This is a genomic window from Pseudomonas sp. VE 267-6A, from assembly GCF_024126555.1.
GTDB classification, from domain to species: Bacteria; Pseudomonadota; Gammaproteobacteria; order Pseudomonadales; family Pseudomonadaceae; genus Aquipseudomonas; species Aquipseudomonas palmensis.
In genome coordinates this window covers 191,917-210,233 of the sequence record NZ_JAMYBY010000008.1, presented here as the reverse complement: position 1 = coordinate 210,233, position 18,317 = coordinate 191,917, and the positions used below count along the sequence as shown (strand labels likewise).

At 67.3% G+C, this 18,317-nt stretch carries 13 protein-coding genes; 8 read left to right on the top strand and 5 right to left on the bottom strand.

Going from position 1 to position 18,317, the window contains the following annotated elements; genetic code table 11:
* Nucleotides 1–7: 7 nt before the first annotated feature.
* Complete coding sequence (locus NJH59_RS11675) at nt 8–1,591, bottom strand: PAS domain-containing methyl-accepting chemotaxis protein (RefSeq protein ID WP_054916290.1); 1,584 nt, start codon at nt 1,589–1,591, stop codon at nt 8–10.
* Nucleotides 1,592–1,802: 211 nt separating this feature from the next.
* On the opposite strand from NJH59_RS11675, the gene NJH59_RS11670 reads away from it, so the two are divergent.
* From NJH59_RS11670 to NJH59_RS11640, 7 genes are all read left to right on the top strand, one after another.
* Nucleotides 1,803–2,981, top strand: a complete 1,179-nt coding sequence (locus NJH59_RS11670; RefSeq protein WP_058541382.1) for an efflux RND transporter periplasmic adaptor subunit — start codon at nt 1,803–1,805, stop codon at nt 2,979–2,981.
* Nucleotides 2,978–6,079, top strand: coding sequence for a multidrug efflux RND transporter permease subunit (locus tag NJH59_RS11665; RefSeq protein ID WP_043864395.1), 3,102 nt, complete (start codon nt 2,978–2,980; stop codon nt 6,077–6,079). Before NJH59_RS11670 ends, NJH59_RS11665 begins: the two co-directional genes overlap by 4 nt.
* 9 nt (nt 6,080–6,088) lie before the next feature.
* A complete protein-coding gene (locus tag NJH59_RS11660) occupies nt 6,089–6,763 on the top strand; it encodes a heavy metal response regulator transcription factor (RefSeq protein ID WP_043864394.1) in 675 nt (224 codons plus the stop codon).
* On the top strand, nt 6,738–8,120 hold the full coding sequence (locus tag NJH59_RS11655) for a heavy metal sensor histidine kinase (protein WP_253086819.1): 1,383 nt from the start codon (nt 6,738–6,740) through the stop codon (nt 8,118–8,120). The genes NJH59_RS11660 and NJH59_RS11655 overlap by 26 nt, the downstream gene beginning before the upstream one ends.
* 208 nt (nt 8,121–8,328) lie before the next feature.
* A complete protein-coding gene (locus NJH59_RS11650; protein WP_043864392.1) occupies nt 8,329–8,550 on the top strand; it encodes a hypothetical protein in 222 nt (73 codons plus the stop codon).
* A gap of 255 nt (nt 8,551–8,805) precedes the next feature.
* On the top strand, nt 8,806–10,080 hold the full coding sequence (locus tag NJH59_RS11645; RefSeq protein WP_236066263.1) for an OprD family porin: 1,275 nt from the start codon (nt 8,806–8,808) through the stop codon (nt 10,078–10,080).
* 176 nt (nt 10,081–10,256) lie between these two features.
* Nucleotides 10,257–11,759, top strand: a complete 1,503-nt coding sequence (locus tag NJH59_RS11640; protein ID WP_043864390.1) for a diguanylate cyclase — start codon at nt 10,257–10,259, stop codon at nt 11,757–11,759.
* On the opposite strand, the gene NJH59_RS11635 is transcribed toward NJH59_RS11640, so the two are convergent.
* Nucleotides 11,756–12,232 carry a PA2169 family four-helix-bundle protein gene (locus NJH59_RS11635; protein WP_043864389.1) on the bottom strand — a complete coding sequence of 159 codons (477 nt, stop codon included), beginning with the start codon at nt 12,230–12,232 and terminating at the stop codon, nt 11,756–11,758. The genes NJH59_RS11640 and NJH59_RS11635 overlap by 4 nt on opposite strands.
* 203 nt (nt 12,233–12,435) lie before the next feature.
* On the opposite strand from NJH59_RS11635, the gene NJH59_RS11630 reads away from it, so the two are divergent.
* Nucleotides 12,436–12,666 (top strand): DUF3820 family protein, encoded by a 231-nt coding sequence (locus NJH59_RS11630; protein ID WP_253086818.1) that lies wholly within the window; start codon nt 12,436–12,438, stop codon nt 12,664–12,666.
* On the opposite strand, the gene NJH59_RS11625 is transcribed toward NJH59_RS11630, so the two are convergent.
* The 3 genes from NJH59_RS11625 to ptsP are packed head-to-tail and all read right to left on the bottom strand — an operon-like array spanning nt 12,667 to nt 18,217.
* Entirely contained in the window at nt 12,667–14,406 is a 1,740-nt protein-coding gene (locus NJH59_RS11625; protein ID WP_236177021.1) for a PTS fructose-like transporter subunit IIB, read from the bottom strand.
* Complete coding sequence (pfkB, locus tag NJH59_RS11620) at nt 14,403–15,359, bottom strand: 1-phosphofructokinase (RefSeq protein ID WP_196932705.1); 957 nt, start codon at nt 15,357–15,359, stop codon at nt 14,403–14,405. The genes NJH59_RS11625 and pfkB overlap by 4 nt, the downstream gene beginning before the upstream one ends.
* A complete protein-coding gene (gene ptsP, locus NJH59_RS11615) occupies nt 15,359–18,217 on the bottom strand; it encodes a phosphoenolpyruvate--protein phosphotransferase (RefSeq protein WP_253086817.1) in 2,859 nt (952 codons plus the stop codon). The genes pfkB and ptsP overlap by 1 nt, the downstream gene beginning before the upstream one ends.
* Between the last annotated feature and the right edge of the window lie 100 nt (nt 18,218–18,317).

Genomic DNA, 18,317 nt, shown 5'->3' with positions numbered 1-18,317 from the left:
GCGGCGCCTAGCGGCGCTGCCAGAACTCCTCGGCCAGGCGCCGGAGGTCTTCGGCCAGGCCGGCCACGTCGCTGGCGTTGGCATGCCCATGCTGACCGGCCACCACGCTCTCTTCGCTGGCCTGGCGAATGCTGATGATGTTGCGGTTGATATCTTCGCTGACCAGGCTCTGCTGCTCCACCGCCGCAGCAATCTGCAGGCTCATCTCGCTGATCTGGTTGACCTGCTGGCTGATGCCGTCCAGCGCCACCGCCGCCTGCTGCGCCTGCTCGACGCTCTGCCCGGCATGCTCGCGGCTCTCGTGCATGGCCTGCACCGCATCGCGGGTGCCGCGCTGCAAGGCGCTGATCATGCGCTGGATTTCGCCGGTGGACTCGGCCGTGCGCTTGGCCAGGCCGCGCACCTCATCGGCGACCACCGCAAAGCCACGCCCCTGATCCCCCGCCCGCGCCGCCTCGATGGCCGCGTTCAGTGCCAGCAGGTTGGTCTGCTCGGCGATGCTGTGGATAACCGACAGCACTCCGGAAATTTCCATGCTGTGGCCTTCCAGGGTGTGGATAACCTCGGTGGCAGCGCTCAGCGCGCTGGCCAGCTCGAGGATGCTGCTGCGGCTGCGGTCCACCAACTGGTGACCATTCTGGGTGGCATCTTCGGCATGCTCGGCGGCCTCCGAAGCCTGCTGGGCATTGCTGGCCACCTCGGCCACGCTGGTGGTCATCTGGTTGATTGCCGCCGCCACCTGATCGGCCTCGCCCTGCTGGCCCAGGGTGGTGGTGTGGCTGTGCTGCAGGTGCTGGGCCAGCTCTGCGGTGTGGCCGGCCAGGCGCTGCGAGGTATCGCCAATGCGCCCCACCACCGCCCCGATCTGCGCCTCGAGCATCAGCAGGGCGAATTCGATCTGCCCCACGGCGCCCGCCTTGCCGGTATACAGCTGCTGGCTCAACGGGTTGTCGGCAATCGACTGCGCCCGCACGCGCAGTTGTTCCAGCGGGCGCAGCAGCGCCGACACCAGCAGCGCACTGAGCCCACCGGCGGCCACCAGCTCCAGCAGCCACTGCCACGGCAGCGCCGGCAACAGCAGGCGGCTGGTGCCCAGCACCACTGCCAGCACCAGGCCTGTGCCCAGCCCCAGCTGCAACGCCAGGCCAGGGCGCGGCAGGCGTTGCCACCAGGGCAACGGGCGCTGCTGGCGCAAGCGTGCATAGCAGCGTTCGGCGGCCTCCACCTGCGCCGGGGTGGGCTTGGTGCGCACCGACTGGTACTCCACCGTCTGGCCCTGGCTGGTGACCGGCGACACGAATGCGCTGACCCAGTAATGGTCGCCATTCTTGCAGCGGTTCTTCACCAGCCCCATCCACGAGCGGCCGGCCTTGAGGGTCTGCCACATCTGCGCAAAGGCCTGGGAAGGCATATCGGGATGGCGTACCACATGGTGCAACTGGCCAATCAGCTCGTCGCGCTCGAACCCGCTGACCTTGAGAAAATCCTCATTGGCATAGGTAATGGCGCTGGTCAGATCGGTGGTGGAAAGGATATTCGCGTCACCGGGGTAATCTACATTGCGGCCGGTCACAGGCAGATTGCTCTTCATCGAAAGCGCTCGCGTTTTTATAGGTGGAGGGGCGGCAGGGCGAGAGACTCTACGGGGCAACATTTAGTAAAACCTTGATCCAGCGCAGACTATTGGCACTTGGCCATCTGCCAGCTGACAGCGCTGACAGGTGGGCGTCACACTGCTGACCCCCAGTAGCAGCTATAACCTACTGACAGCCCTCCTTTTTCTGCCCTGGCGCCGTGCACGCATGCGAATTTCCAGCTCTCGAGTGTTTTTTTTCGGCCTGATAGCGTTGCTGCTGGGCCTGGCGCTGTACCTGACTTTCGGTCGCCACACGGCCAGCCAACCGGCCATGCCCGTGGCCACCCCGGTCAGTGTGATCCAGGTGCAGCAGCAGGATGTGCCGCACTACCTCAGCGCCATCGGCGCGGTGCAGTCGCTGCACAGCGTGCAGATCCGCCCCCAGGTGGAGGGCGTGCTGACCCGGATCCTGGTCAAGGAGGGCCAGTCGGTGCAGGCCGGCGACCTGCTGGCCACCCTGGATGACCGCAGCATCCGCGCCAGCCTCGAGCAGGCCCAGGCGCAACTGGGCCAGAGCCAGGCCCAGCAGCAGGTGGCCGAGGTCGACCTCAGGCGCTACCGCCTGCTCAGCGAAGACAACGGCATCTCGCGCCAGACCCTCGACCAGCAGCAGGCACTGGTCAACCAGCTCAAGGCAAGCATCCTCGGCAACCAGGCAGCGATCGCCGCGGCCAAGGTGCAGTTGTCGTACACCCAGATCCGCTCGCCGGTCACCGGACGGGTGGGCATTCGCAACATCGACGAAGGCAATCTGGTGCGCACCAGCGACGCCCAGGGCCTGTTCAGCGTGACCCAGATCGACCCCATTGCGGTGGAGTTCGCCGTGCCGCAGCAATGGCTGCCGACCCTGCAGGGGCTGGTGGCCGCCGAACCCCCGGCGCCGATCCGTGCCTACCTCGAAGGCAACGGCGACAGCGGCGGCCTGCTGCTGGGTGAAGGGCACCTGAGCCTGATCGACAACCAGATCGCCGCCAACACCGGCACCCTGCGCGCCAAGGCCGCGTTCGACAATGCCCAGGCCCGCCTGTGGCCGGGGCAACTGGTGAGCCTGAAGATCCAGACCAGCATCCAGCGCGATGCGCTGGTGGTGCCCCCCGGCGTGGTGCAGCGGGGCATCGACCAGCACTTCGTGTACCGCGTCGAGGGCGACAAGGTCGCGGTGGTGCCGGTCAAGGTGCTGTACCAGGACAGCAACCTCAACGTGATCAGCGGCGTAGCGGTCAACGACACGCTGGTGGCCGACGGGCAGTCGCGGCTCAGGCCCGGCGCCCGGGTCGAGGTACTGACAGCCCCGCCCGCCGCGCCCGTCGGCGACGATGTTGCCGGCAGCGGTGTGCAGCCATGAGCGGGCGCAGCTCGATCAGTGCGTGGTGCATCGACCGCCCGGTGGCCACCCTGCTGCTGACCTTCGCCCTGGTGCTGCTGGGCGTGGTGGCGTTCCCGCAGTTGCCGGTGGCACCGCTGCCCGAGGCGGACTTCCCCACCATTCAGGTCAGCGCGCAGCTGCCCGGCGCCAGCCCCGAGACCATGGCCTCGTCGGTGGCCACCCCGCTGGAGGTGCAGTTCAGCGCCATCCCCGGCATGACCCAGATGACCTCCAGCAGCGCACTGGGCTCCACCAGCCTGATCCTGCAGTTCACCCTCGACAAGAACATCGACACAGCCGCCCAGGAAGTCCAGGCCGCGATCAACACCGCCTCCTCGCGCCTGCCCCAGGACATGCCGAGCCTGCCCACCTGGCGCAAGGTCAACCCGGCCGACAGCCCGGTGCTGATCATGACCGTCAGCTCCGCGCAGATGCCGGCCAACGAACTGAGCGACTACGCCGAAACCCTGCTGGCACGCCAGCTGAGCCAGATCGACGGGGTCGGGCTGGTCAACATCACCGGCCAGCAGCGCCCGGCGATTCGCGTGCAGGCCCAGCCGGAAAAACTCGCCGCCATCGGCCTGACCCTGGCCGACCTGCGCCAGGCCATCCAGCAGACCAGCCTCAACCTGGCCAAGGGCGCGCTGTACGGCGACAGCAGCGTGTCGACCCTGGCCACCAACGACCAGCTGTTCCACCCCGATGAATACGCCCAGCTCATCGTCGCCTACCGCGACGGCGCCCCGGTACACCTCAAGGACGTGGCCACGGTCATCAACGGCGCCGAAAACGCCTATGTCAAAGCCTGGTCCGGCGACCAGGAAGGCCTCAACCTGGTGGTGTTCCGCCAGCCCGGGGCCAACATCGTCGACACCGTGGACCGGGTCATGCAGGCGCTGCCGCACCTGGAGGAAATGCTCCCGGCATCGGTGCAGGTGTCGGTGCTCAGCGACCGCACCCAGACCATCCGCGCCTCGCTGCACGAGGTGGAGATCACCCTGCTGATCGCCGTGCTGCTGGTGATCGCGGTCATGGCGCTGTTCCTGCGCCAGTGGTCGGCCACGCTGATCGTCTCCAGCGTGCTGGGGGTATCGCTGGTGGCCAGCTTCGCGCTGATGTACCTGTTCGGCTTCAGCCTGAACAACCTGACCCTGGTGGCCATCGTCATCGCCGTGGGGTTTGTGGTGGACGATGCCATCGTGGTGGTGGAAAACATCCACCGGCACCTGGAGGCCGGCGACGACAGCCGCACGGCTGCCCTCAAGGGCGCCGGCGAGATCGGCTTCACCGTTGTCTCGATCAGCTTCTCGCTGGTGGCCGCGTTCATTCCGCTGCTGTTCATGGGGGGCGTGGTGGGGCGGCTGTTCAAGGAGTTCGCCCTCACCGCCACCTCCACCATCCTGATTTCGGTGGTGGTCTCACTGACCCTGGCGCCGACCCTGTGCGCGCTGTTCATGCGCCGCCCGCAACACCCCGAGCACGCCGCGCCGACCTTCGGCGAGCGCCTGGTGGCCGGTTACGATCGTCTGCTGGTCAGGGCCCTGGCGCACCAGCGGCTGATGCTCGGGCTGTTCTTCGTGACCCTGGCCCTGGCCATCGGCGGCTACGTGGCCATTCCCAAGGGCTTCTTTCCGGTGCAGGACACCGGCTTCATCCTCGGCACCACCGAGGCCGCAGCCGACGTGTCGTACCCGGACATGGTGCGCAAGCACCAGGCGCTGGCGAAGATCATCGAGGCCGACCCTGCGGTACGCGCGTTCTCGCACTCGGTGGGGGTTACCGGCAGCAACCAGACCATCGCCAACGGGCGCTTCTGGATCGCCCTCAAGGACCCTGCCCAGCGCGACGTGTCGGCCAGCGAGTTCATCGACCGGCTGCGCCCCAAGGCCGCCCAGGTGCCGGGCCTGGTGCTGTACCTGCGGGCCGGGCAGGACATCAACCTCAGCTCCGGGCCCAGCCGCAGCCAGTACCAGTACGTGCTCAAGAGCAACGACGGCCCGGCGCTCAACCTGTGGACCCAGCGCCTGACCGAACGCCTGCACGCCAACCCGGCGTTCCGCGACCTGTCCAACGACCTGCAGCTGGGCGCCAGCGTGACCCGCATCGACATCGACCGCCAGGCCGCCGCGCGTTTCGGCCTGACCACCGCCGACGTTGACCAGGCGCTGTACGACGCCTTCGGCCAGCGTCAGATCAGCGAGTTCCAGACCGAGACCAACCAGTACAAGGTGATCCTGGAAATCGATGCACGCCAGCGTGGCAAGGCCGAGAGCCTGGCCTACTTCTACCTGCGCTCGCCCCTCAGTGGCGAGATGGTGCCGCTGGCGGCGCTGGCCAAGGTCGCGGCGCCCAGCACCGGGCCGCTGTCGATCAGCCACGACGGGCTGTTCCCGGCCGCCAATCTGTCGTTCAACCTGGCACCGGGGGTAGCCCTGGGCGATGCGGTGAGCATCCTCGAACGCACCCAGCGCGAGCTGGGCATGCCGGCCTCGATCATCGGCACCTTCCAGGGCGCGGCCCAGGCCTTCCAGAGTTCGCTGTCGAGCCAGCCGTGGTTGATCCTGGCCGCGCTGGTGGCGGTGTACATCATTCTGGGGGTGCTCTACGAGAGCTTCGTGCACCCGCTGACCATCATCTCCACCCTGCCCTCGGCGGGCCTTGGCGCACTGGCGCTGCTGTGGCTGATGGGCCAGGACTTCACCATCATGGGCCTGATCGGCGTGGTGCTGCTGATCGGCATCGTCAAGAAGAACGGCATCCTGCTCATCGACTTTGCCCTGGAGGCCCAGCGCCAGCGCGGGCTTGCGCCAGAGGCGGCGATCCACGAGGCGTGCCTGACGCGCTTTCGTCCGATCATCATGACCACCCTGGCCGCCCTGCTGGGCGCGGTGCCACTGATGCTCGGCGCCGGGGCCGGGGCCGAGCTGCGCCAGCCGCTGGGAATCGCGGTGGTGGGCGGGCTGCTGGTCAGCCAGGCGCTGACACTGTTCACCACGCCGGTCATATACTTGGCCCTGGAGCGCCTGTTCCACCGCCGCCGCAACGACCTGCCGGCGGCCCGGCCGATCGAGAACTGAGAGCCGACCATGCGCGTGCTGATTATCGAAGACGAACAGAAGACCGCCGACTACCTGCATCGCGGCCTCACCGAACAAGGCTTTACCGTGGACCTCGCCCCGGACGGCATCGAGGGCCTGCACCTGGCCCTCGAGGGCGACTACTCGGTGATCGTGCTCGACGTGATGCTGCCGGGCCTGGATGGCTACGGCGTACTGCGCGCCCTGCGTGCACGCAAGCAGACCCCGGTGATCATGCTCACCGCCCGCGAGCGCGTCGAAGACCGCATCCGCGGCCTGCGCGAAGGCGCCGACGACTACCTGGGCAAGCCGTTCTCGTTCCTCGAACTGGTGGCGCGCCTGCAGGCGCTGACCCGCCGCAGCGGCGGGCACGAGCCGGTGCAGATCCAGGTCGCGGACCTGTGGGTGGACCTGATCAGCCGCAAGGCCAGCCGCGCCGGCCAGCGCCTGGAACTGACCGCCAAGGAGTTCTCGCTGCTCAGCGTGCTGGCGCGCCGCCAGGGTGAGATCCTGTCCAAGACCGCGATTGCCGAGCTGGTGTGGGACATCAACTTCGACAGCGACGCCAACGTGGTGGAGGTCGCCATCAAGCGCCTGCGCGCCAAGCTCGACGGCCCGTTCGAGACCAAGCTGCTGCACACCATCCGAGGCATGGGCTATGTACTGGAAAGCCGTGCGCACTAACTCCATCGCCCTGCGCCTGAGCCTGCTGTTCAGCCTGGTGGCGCTGGGCGTGTTCCTGCTGATCGGCGGTGCCCTGTACAAACAGGTCGACCGCAGCCTCGACCTGCTGCCGGAGGCCGAGCTGGACGCCCGCTACAGCGTGCTGGAATCGGCGCTGACCCGCTATGGCACCCGGGAGCACTGGGCCAAGATCACCAACAAGCTCAACCTGCTGGGCGAGGAAGACCGGCGTATCCGCTTCTGGGTGGTGAGTGGCGACGCGCACTACGAGTACGGCCAGCCCGACGCCGCGATACGCGACTTTGCCGCCGGCCCGCTGGGCATGCGCGACCTGCAGATGGAGGGCCGGCCGTACCCGTACAAGGTGCTGGTGAGCGAGCTGCCGGCGCTGGACCGGCGCCCTGCCCTGCGCTTTCTGCTCGGCATCGATACCGAAACCTTCTGGCACACCCAGCACACCCTGCTGGGGGCATTGATCAGCCTGGCGGTGATCGGCGTGCTGCTGGCCTCGGCCCTGGGCTACTGGGCCGCGCGCATCGGCCTGCGCCCGCTGCGGGCGCTGTCGGCCGAGGCCCAGCAACTGGCGCCACCGCACCTGAGCGCACGCCTGTATGCGGCCGACCTGCCGCCAGAGCTGCAACAGTTCGCCGGCACCTTCAATGCCACCCTGGAGCGGGTCGAGCAGGCCTATTCACGCCTGGAGGGGTTCAATGCCGACGTGGCCCATGAGCTGCGCTCGCCCCTGACCAACCTGATCGGCCAGACCCAGGTGGCGCTGACCCGCGGTCGCAGCGCCGAACATTACTTCGAGGTACTGCAATCGAACCTGGAGGAACTGGAGCGGCTGCGCAGCATCGTCAACGACATGCTGTTCCTGGCCAGTGCCGACCAGGGCAACAAGGCCACCGCGCTGACCAGCAGCTCGCTGGCCGAGGAAGTGGCGACCACCCTGGACTACCTGGACTACATCCTCGAGGACGCCCAGGTACGGGTGCAGGTCAGCGGCGATGCACGGGCGCGCATCGAGAAGGCGCAGTTGCGCCGGGCGCTGATCAACCTGCTCAACAATGCGGTGCAGCACACGGCCCGCCAGCAGGTGATCCAGGTGCATATCGAGCGTCAGGGCGAGCAGGTATGCATTGCCGTGAGCAACCCGGGCCCGGCCATCGAGGCCGTGCACCTGCCTCGCCTGTTCGAGCGCTTCTACCGGGTGGATGCCGCGCGCAGCAACAGCGCCGTGGGCAACCATGGGCTGGGGCTGGCGATCGTCAAGGCGATTGCGCTGATGCATGGCGGCAGCGTGTTTGCCCGCAGCCAGGCGGGGGCCAATACCTTCGGGATTCTGTTGCCGGCCTGAAGCCCCCATCGCGGGTCAAGCCCGCTCCCACAAGGGCCAGCGAACACCCTGTGGGAGCGAGCTTGACCCGCGATGGGCCAAACGCTGCGCTCGACTGTTGCCCGAAATGCAACAGTGCATTGCCCAATCCCCTCTGTTTCAACCCCCCACCGAGGACTATCGTACCCACACCAAATAGATAGCTTGCTATGCAAGAAGGTAGCTTCAAATGTCCAACAGTATGGGTATTGCCAGTATTTTCGTCCTGTCGTCCGTATTGCTCTCGCCCCTGGCCATGGCCGAGGAGTCCCCTGCTTTCGTGGCGCAGTACGCCGCCCGCGCCGCTGCCGCGCAGCAAGGCCGCGAAGCCCTCGCCCAGCAGCAGGACCACGCCAAAAACCTGGAGCAGACCGCGTCCAAAGGTTCTGCGAGTGCCGACAAAGACAGCTGATACGCTGCCTCTGCCTCTCTCCTATTCCCTCGACTGCTGCGCTGGCGACGTGTTCGCCTGCGTGGCCGTCTTTCAAAGCCGCTGCTATCAGCGGCTTTTTTTTGGCCTGGACAAAAGGTTCTGCGGCCAGAGATGTGTCCTCACAAGAAAACACCGCTTCGCACAATAAAAAGCTGCATCCCTCACCTCAAGGAGTCCACACCGGTGATCCACGCTTTTCGCTTGACCCCGCTGTTCGTTGCGCTGGCTGCAACGATGCCCCTGCACGCCCAGGCCGACGAGGCCGAAGGCTTCGTCGAAGGTGCGCACCTCGACGTGCTCAGCCGCAACTACTACCTCAACCGCAACCAGCTGCAGCGCGGCAACCACGACAACCGTGAATGGGGCCAGGGCTTCATCGGCAAGTTCGAGTCCGGGTTCACCCAGGGCACCGTGGGCTTTGGTCTGGATGCCCATGCCATGCTCGGCCTCAAGCTGGACGGCGGTGGCGGTACGGCGGGTTCGAGCATCCTGCCCTACCACTACAAGGACGATGGCGAACTGGGCAAGGCCCCGGATTCGTTCTCCAATGCCGGCGCTGCCATCAAGCTCAAGGCCTTCGACACCGTACTGCGTGCCGGCGACCTGTTCCTGACCAACCCGGTGATCGCCGGTGGCGAAACGCGCATGCTGCCGCAGACCTTCCGCGGCGTCAGCCTGACCAACAACAGCATCGACGGGCTGCAACTCGAAGGCGGCCAGGCCAGCTTCACCAAGCTCTACAACCAGAGCGGCCACAAGCGCATCGGCGCTACCTACGGCAACCTGCCAGATGACCGCGAAAGCCGTCACCTGAACTGGGCCGGCGCAGCCTGGGCACCGGTCGAAGGTTTTACCAGCAGCCTGTACGCCGCCGAACTCAAGGACGTGTGGAACCAGTACTACCTGGACCTGGACTACACCTGGCAGTTCGCCGACGGCGTCAGCCTCAACCCCGGCCTGCACTACTACCACACCCAGGACACCGGCGATGCGCTGCTGGGCAGCATCGACAACAACACCTACAGCCTGCACCTGGCGCTCGGCGTGGGTAACCACACCGTCACTGCGGTGTACCAGCGGGTCAACGGCAACACGCCGTTCGACTACATCACCCTGGGCGACAGCGTGTACCTGGACAACTCGCAGATGTACTCGGACTTCAACGGGCCTGGCGAGCGTTCGTGGAAACTCAAGTACGCCTATGACTTCGCCGGCGTCGGCATGCCCGGCCTGACCACCGCCGTGTCGTACTCGCGCGGCAAGCTGGACCTGAGCAAGGTCGACCCGGCCAGCGCCGGCTACAGCAACTGGTACAGCGCCGACGGCGACAATGCGCGCCACTGGGAACGCGACATGGACCTGGCCTACGTGTTCCAGCAAGGTTCCCTCAAGGACCTCAGCGTGCTGCTGCGCTGGGCCTCGCACCGTGGCAGCCAGGGCTACGCCCAGGTCGACAACGATGTGGACGAATACCGCGTGATCGTCGAATACCCGCTCAACGTCTTCTGATCCCACCGCCATGCGCCATAGAGCTTGCAGGATGCAGGCTCTTTTCCTGCAAATAGCCCCAAGATGCCGTACATCAATCGGCACCAGCAACAGCTTGTCCGACAATCTGCACCCGCCTAGAATACCGCCGCCTCGCACCTGCCCTTTCAACGACAGCGGTACGAATCACCTCCATCATGCCTTCGCGCCTTCCGCCCCAGCGCCCGACCCTGTACAGGACTCATCCGGAGTTGATCCTTAACCTGGGCAGTTGCCTGGCGGTTCTGGCCATCATCACCATCGTGACCTTCCTGCTGGTACGCGAAAAAGCCAACGTGGGCCAGGCGGCCGCACGCTCGGCCAGTAATATCGTGCAGTTGATCGACACCGACATCGTGCGCAACGTCGAGCTCTACGACCTGTCGCTGCACGGACTGATCTGGGCCATCCAGCGCCCTGAGCTTGCCAGCGTGGCCGCGCCGCTGCGCCAGCAACTGCTGTTCAACCAGGCCTTCACCGTGCCGTTACGCGGCGACATCCTGTGGCTGGACCGCAACGGCAACGTGGCGGCCGACTCCACCAGCGTGGTGCCACGCAGCGCCAACTTTGCCGACAGCAGGGTGTTCCAGGCCCATCGCGACAACCCGGGCCTGGGCCTGGTCATCAGCCCGCCATTCAAGGCACGCCTGGGCGAGCTGGACTGGTGCATCAGTTTCAGCCGGCGCATCAACGATGCCGATGGGGCCTTCGCCGGTATCGCGTCAGGCGCCCTGCGCCTGGCCTACTTCAGCGAGCTGTTCCAGCGCCTGGACATCGGCCGCGACAGCAGCGTCAACCTGTTCAACAGCGACGGCGTGATGCTCGCCCGCCACCCTTCGCTGCCCAGCGACCCGCTGATCGGCGCCGACCTGTCCGAGCAGCCCAACTTCAAGCGCGCAATGGCCCAGGGCAACGGCAGCTTCACCGCGCGTTCGAGCCTGGACGGCAAGCATCGCCTGTACACCTTTTCACGGGTGGACGACCTGCCGCTGCTGGTGGTGGTGGCCTTGTCCACCGACGAGGTCTATGGCTCGTGGCGGCGCACCGCACTGGTGGTCAGTATCGCTACCGGCCTGTTGTGCATCGGCATCCTCTGGCTGTCGTTGCTGCTGGGGCGCGAATTGCGCAGGCGCCACAGCGCCGAGCAGGGCCTGGCCGAACTGGCAGCCACCGACAGCCTCACGGGGCTGGCCAACCGCCGTCAGCTCGACCAGGTACTGCGCCGCGAATGGGCGCGTGCCCAGCGCAGCCAGCGCCCGCTGGCGGTACTGATGGTGGATGTGGACCACTTCAAGGCGTTCAATGAACGCCACGGTCACCAGGGCGGAGACGAAGCGCTACGCCAGGTGGCGACGACGATCGCGCACAGCATTCGCCGCCCGGCGGACCTGGCCGCGCGATATGGCGGGGAGGAATTTCTGGTGATCGTGCCCGAGACCGACCTCAACGGCGTGCTGACCCTGGCCGAACGTATCCGCAGCAGCGTCGAGGCACTGCCGCCGTTCGGCGACGACCAGCACCCGGTGACCGTCAGCATTGGCGTGGGCCTGCAGACGCCAGAAGCCCAGCAGGATCTTTCGACCTTGCTGGGCTGTGCGGACGATGCGCTGTATTGCGCCAAGCGCAACGGGCGCAACCGGGTAGAGGTGTACGCCGGTTAGGAACGTGCGCGGGCCGCGTCGCGCAGCACCTTGACCTGGTCATGGTTGCGCTGCACGCCATGGTACTGGCGCTCGACCAGGGCATATGCCGGGTCACTTGCCGGTACATTCAGCTTGGCCAGTTTTTCCAGGGCATCCTTGTAGGCTTTGAGGGCGTGGTCTTCACCGCGCTCCACTTCTTCCAGCACCGCCTTGTCGTCGTTGCTGGTCAGCGAAGACTTGAGGTTGACCCATGCGCGGTGCATGTCACCGCTGAGGCTGGTGGTGGTTTCCGGGTCGCCGCCCAGGGAACGCACGTGCTGCTGCAGATCTGCGGCGGCGCTACGGCATTCGCCTTCACGCTGCAGGAAGAACGCCTTCAGGTCCGGGTTCTTGGCATCCTCGGCAGAAGTCTTGAAGCCCTTCTCGCCATCCTTGCTGTACTCGATGAGGTTGTTCAGAACCGAAATAACGTCTTTGTTCACGTTGGTCATGACAGTGCTCCTTTGCATGAGGGTGGTTGCGTAGTACAGGAGCAGTGTTCATGCCAGCTTTTCTGTAAAAATTAAATCTTTTAAAATCAACAACTTATAAAAATTTTGAACCTTCCCCAAGCAGCGTTTTGCATGAACGGACCTTTGGTCTCGTGCAGATTGCATGTATTGTCGGGCCTTTCCTGCACTGCTGCGCCGAGCCCATGACTCCCGAGACACTCGAACTGCTGGTTACCCGCAAAATGCCCTATGGCAAGTACCAGGGCCGGCTGATCGCCGACCTGCCCGGCCACTACCTCAACTGGTTCGCCCGCCAAGGCTTTCCCAAGGGCGAACTGGGCGGGCTGCTGGCGTTGATGCACGAGGTCGACCACAACGGCCTGGCCGACCTGCTCGAACCGCTGCGCAAGAAGCACCCGCGCCCACGCCCCTGATCAGGCCTTGGCCGGCTCCAGTGCCAGCTCGGCCACGTCCCTGCGCTTGAGCACCGCGTACACCACAGCGGTCAGCAGGCTGCCGGCGGCGATGGCCAGCAGGTACAGCAGGGCGTGGTTGATCGCGTTGGGAATCAGCATCACGAACAGCCCGCCGTGGGGCGACATCAGCTTGCAACCGAAATACATCGACAGCGCGCCGGTCAGTGCACCGCCGACCACGCTGGCGGGGATCACCCGCAGCGGGTCCTTGGCCGCGAACGGGATCGCCCCCTCCGAAATGAAGCACATGCCCAGCACCAGCGCCGCCTTGCCGGCCTCGCGCTCGCTCTGGGCGAACTTGCGTCGCGCCAGGAAGGTGGCGATGCCCAGGCCGATCGGCGGCACCATGCCGGCGGCCATGGTCGCAGCCATCGGCGCCATGCTCTGGTTGGCCAGCAGGCCCACCGAGAAGGCATAGGCGGCCTTGTTCACCGGCCCGCCCAGGTCCACGCACATCATGGCGCCGAGCAGTATGCCCAGCAGCACCGCGTTGGCAGTGCCCATGCTGTCGAGAAAATGCGTCAGGCCATCGAGCATGCCGGCCACCGGCTTGCCCACCACGTAGATCATCACCAGGCCGGTGAACAGGCTGGCCAGCAGCGGGATGATAAGGATCGGCTTGAGACTCTCCAGGCTGCTGGGCAGGCGGACCCAGTGGCTGATCGCCTTGGCCGCGTAGCCGGCCACGAAGCCTGCGACGATGCCGCCGATGAAGCCGGCGCCCAGCGAACTGGCGAGCAGCCCGCCGATCATGCCCGGCGCCAGGCCCGGGCGATCGGCAATCGAATAGGCGATGTAGCCGGCCAGCAGCGGCACCATCAGCTTGAATGCGGCGTCTTCGCCGATCTGGCGCAGGGCGGCGGCCAGGGTGCCCGGCTCCTGGTAGGCATCGAGCCCGAACATGTATGCCAGGGCGATCAGCAACCCGCCTGCCACCACCATCGGCAACATGAACGACACCCCGGTCAGCAGGTGCTTGTACACCCCAGCCCTTTCACTGCGTGCAGGTGCGGCGCCGGCGCTGCCGGCGGCACGCTCTTCGCGACCTTCGGCCAGCGCCTTGTTCAAGGTGGCCTGGGCCTGCTTGAGGGCCACGCCGGTGCCACAGCGGTAGATGCGCTTGCCGGCGAAGCGCTCGGTGGGCACTTCGATATCGGCGGCCAGCAGTACCACGTCGGCTTCGGCGATGGCCGCGGCGCTCAGCGGGGTGCGTGCCCCCACCGAGCCCTGGGTTTCGACGGCCAGTTGATAACCCAGTTGCCGCGCCGCCTGCTGCAAGGCTTCGGCGGCCATGAAGGTGTGCGCCACCCCGGTGGGGCAGGCAGTGACCGCAACGATCTTCTTTACCGCCCCCGCTGCGGCCGGCGCAGGCGCCACGGCTTCGGGGTGATGCACCTGGGCCTGTTCGGCGGCCAGGCGCAGAAAGCTCTCCACATCCTGCAGGGCCTGGGCCGGGGTGCTCTGGAACAGGCGCTTGCCGGCAAAGCGCTGCAGGTCTAACGGGCCGGTGCTGATCACCAGCACCCAGTCGGCGGCGGCGATCACTGCCGGCGAAAGCTGGCGCTCGGGATGGTCGGGGTCGTGCACCTCGACACTGGTGCTCCAGCCCTGGCGCTGCGCGGCCGCATCCAGCAGGCGCGCGCTGAGCAGGCTGGACACCTGGCCGTTGGGGCAGGCGGTGACGATGGCGATCTTCATTGTTCACCCTCTTGTCGAGCGTGGGGAATCTGCACCCGGACGGCATCTTCGAGCTGCGCCAGTTGCACGCGGTCGCCGATGCCGAAGCCGATCTGGGTCACGGCCTGGGCGGCAATCGCGGTGGCGCGGCGCAAGGTCTGCGCGGCAGGCTCGGCATTGAGCAGGCCGTGCAGCATGCCGGCCAGCAACGAATCGCCCGCGCCCACTGTGCTGGCCACCATCACCTGGGGCGGCAGCGCCTGCAGGGCGCCGTCGCGCCGGAACCAGATCACCCCCTGCTCGCCCTGGGACACCACCACATGCTCGACGCCCTGGTCGATCAACTGGCGGGCAGCGGCCTGCTGCTCGGCAATGCTGTGCAGCGGGCGGCCCAGCGCTTCGGCCAGTTCGTCGGTATTGGGCTTGACCAGCCACGGCGCGCTCTTGAGACCGGCGATCAAGGCCGCACCACTGCTGTCCAGGATCACCTTCAGGCCCAGCGACTTGAACCACGCCAGCAGCATCTGCAGCCACTGCGGGCTCACACCCGGCGGCAGGCTGCCGGCCACCACCACCGCGTCATGCCCGCTGGCCAGGTGCTGCAGGCGTGCCAGCAGCTCACCCTGGGCGTGTTCGTCGACCTGCGGGCCCACGCCGTTGATATCGGTGACCCGGCCATCGCCCTCCACCAGCTTGAGATTGCTGCGGGTTTCGCCGGGCACCCGCACGAAGCAATCGGCAAAGCCGCGACGGGCCATCAGGGCCTCGAAGGGCTGCAGGTTGTCCTGGCCCAGGAAGCCGCCCACCGTCACCGAATGCCCCAGGTCGGCCAGCACCTGCGCCACGTTCAGGCCCTTGCCCGCCGCGTGGCTGTGCTGCGCGTGGCTGCGGTTGACCGCGCCGGGCTGCAGGGTGGCGAGGCTGACGGTGAGGTCCAGCGCCGGGTTGAGGGTCAGTGTGAGTATCCGTGCCATCAATGCATCTCCACCCGTGCGCGCACATCGGCGGCACTGCCCTGCACCAGCGCATCACGCGCCAGTTGCCGGGCCTGTTCAAAATTCAGTTCGCGCACCACCGCCTTGACCTCGGCAATGCTGCGCGCCGCCACGCTCAGTTCATCCACGCCCAGCCCCACCAGCACCGCCACCGCCTGGGGGTCGGCGGCCAGTTCACCGCAGATGCCCACCCACTTGCCGTGGGCATGTGCGGCGCGCACGGTGATGTCGATCAGCTGCAGCACCGCCGGGTGCAGGCCATCGGCCTGGGCCGACAGGCTCGGGTGGCCGCGGTCGATGGCCAGGGTGTACTGGGTCAGGTCGTTGGTGCCGACACTGAAGAAGTCCACCTCCGGCGCCAGCACCGGTGCCAGCAGCGCGGCCGAAGGCACCTCGATCATGATGCCCACCTGCAGGTCGCCGACCGGTATCTCCTGGCGCAGGCGCTCGACCATTGCTCGGGCCTGGCGCCACTCCTCCACCTGCCCGACCATCGGGAACATGATGCGCAGCGGTCGCTCGCCCGCCGCGCGCAACAGGGCGCGCAACTGGCTTTCCATGACCTGCGGCCATTGCAGGGTCAGGCGAATGCCGCGTACCCCCAGAAACGGGTTTTCCTCCTTGGCGATGGGCCAGTAGGGCAACGGCTTGTCGCCGCCCACATCCAGGGTGCGCACCACCAGCGGCCGGCCCTGCAGGCCGTCGAGCACACGGCGGTACTCGGCTTCCTGGGTGGCCTCGTCGGGCACCTGTGGATGGGCCATGAAGATCAGCTCGGTGCGCAGCAGGCCGATGCCTTCCGCGCCCAGGTCGATCACCTGTTCGATACCCGCGCTTTCACCGATGTTGGCGAACACTTCCACGGCATGCCCGTCGCAAGTCACGGCAGGTTCCAGGCGACGCGCCCGGGCCGCCTGCAGGCGCTGTTCGCGCTGCTCGCGCTCGGCCAGGGCGCGCTGCAGCTCGTCCGCCGCCGGGGCCACGGTCAGGCGCCCACGCTGGCCGTCCAGCAACAGCTCGGTGCCGGCGGCGATCAGCAGCACCGCCGCGCCGGCCCCCACCACCGCCGGGATGCCCAATGCCCGCGCCACGATCGCGCTGTGCGCGGTGGCGCCACCGCGTGCGGTGAGAATCCCGGCCACCCGCGCCGGATCGAGGCGCGCCACATCGGACGGGCCGACTTCGTCCATCACCAGCACATAGGGCTGTTGCGGCTCCGCCACCTCGGCGGCCCCGCACAGGGTGGCCAGCACACGGCGGCCCACGTCGCGCAGGTCGGCGGCGCGTTCGGCCAGCAGGGCGTCGTGCAAGGCCTCCTGCTGCCGCGCTGCGGCCTCGATCACGGTCATCCAGGCCGCTGGGGCGCTTTCGCCCTGGAGCAGGCGCAGCTCGACTTCATCGCCCAGCTCCGGGTCGCCGAGCATTTCCTGGTGAGTGACGAAGATCTCGCGGATGGCCTTGGCCGGGCTGCGCCGGATCAGCGCTTCGAGCTCACTGGCCACCGCGGCCAGGGCACGTTGCAGGCGGTCGCGCTCGATCACCGGCGACTCGCCCCGCAGCGGGTAGTCGAAATGGCGCAGCACCTGCACATGCGCCGGGCCGCAGGCGATGCCCGGCGATGCGGCCACGCCCTGGACCTGCGTGCCCGGCAGCGGCGCGCTCAGCACCGGCTCGAGCACCTGGGGCGCCGCTACCTCGCTCACCGGCGCCAGCGCCTCGACCGCTTCGCCCAGGCCGGCCTGCACCGCCGCCAGCAACGCCGGCAGCGCGCTGTCGGCAACGCTCGGCTCGGCGATGAACTCCAGTACCTGGCCACGGCGTGCGCCCAGGCTCAACAACTTGCTCAGGCTCTTGACCGACACGGCGGCCTCGCCGCTGTCGACCACGCGCACGCGCACCTCGCCCTCGAACGCCTTGGCCAGTTGCGCCAGCTCCTTGGCCGGGCGCGCATGCAGGCCGTGGGCATTGGCCAGGCCGACGCGAACGCTGGGCCAGTCGGCCGGCAGCTCGCCGCCCAGCACCTCCAGCACCGCACGGCTGCTGGTAGCGCGAAACAGCTCCTGCGCCCGACCTTCGATCAGCAGGGTACACAGGCGTTCGAGCAGGGCCTGGTGCGCCGCGCCCAGGCTGGCCAGGCAGAACAGGCCGTTGAGCGGCTGGCCCAGGTAGCGCAGCGGCTGCTGCGGGGTGACGAACGCCAGGCCCGGCTTGCGCACGGTCTGCTCGCTGTGCAGCCACCACAGGCCATCGCCCAGGGGCAGCGCCTCGACCTGCTGCAGCACGGCGGCAAAGCCATTGCCGGCGCAATCGGCGCGGCGCAGCAGGCGGGCGCCACGCCATACCAGCTCTTCGAAATCCTCGGCGGGCACACCCAGGCCGATCATCTGTGCATCCAGTGCCAGCTCCTGCGGCGCCCCCTGCAGCAGCTTGAGCAACGCCTCGGCGCTGCCAGCCCGGCGCAGCGCCTGGGCCAGGTCGGTCTCGCCCAGCGCGCGGGTGAGCAATTGCAGCAGGCGCAGGTGCTCGTCGGAGCGCGCGGCGATGCCGATGGCCAGGTACACGATCTGCCCGTCGCCCCAGTCCACGCCCTCGGGGAACTGCAACAGGCGCACGCCGGTGGCATGCACCAGCTCGCGGGTCTGCGGGGTACCGTGGGGGATGGCGATGCCCTGGCCGAGAAAGGTCGAGCCCTGGGCTTCACGCGCCTGCAGCCCGGCCAGGTAGCCCTCGGCCACCAGCCCGTCGGCCACCAGGCGCTCGGCCAGCAACTGCAGCGCGGCGGTCTTGTCCACGGCCGACTGGCCCATGGAAATCTGCTCTATGGTGAGCTCGAGCATGAACCTCTCCTTTGCAGCGCCGGGCCGGCGCCGAGGTATTGTTGTGAATTTAGCAGCACCCGACACTTCGCAGGGCCGGGCGCAGGCGAAGGCCACGGCA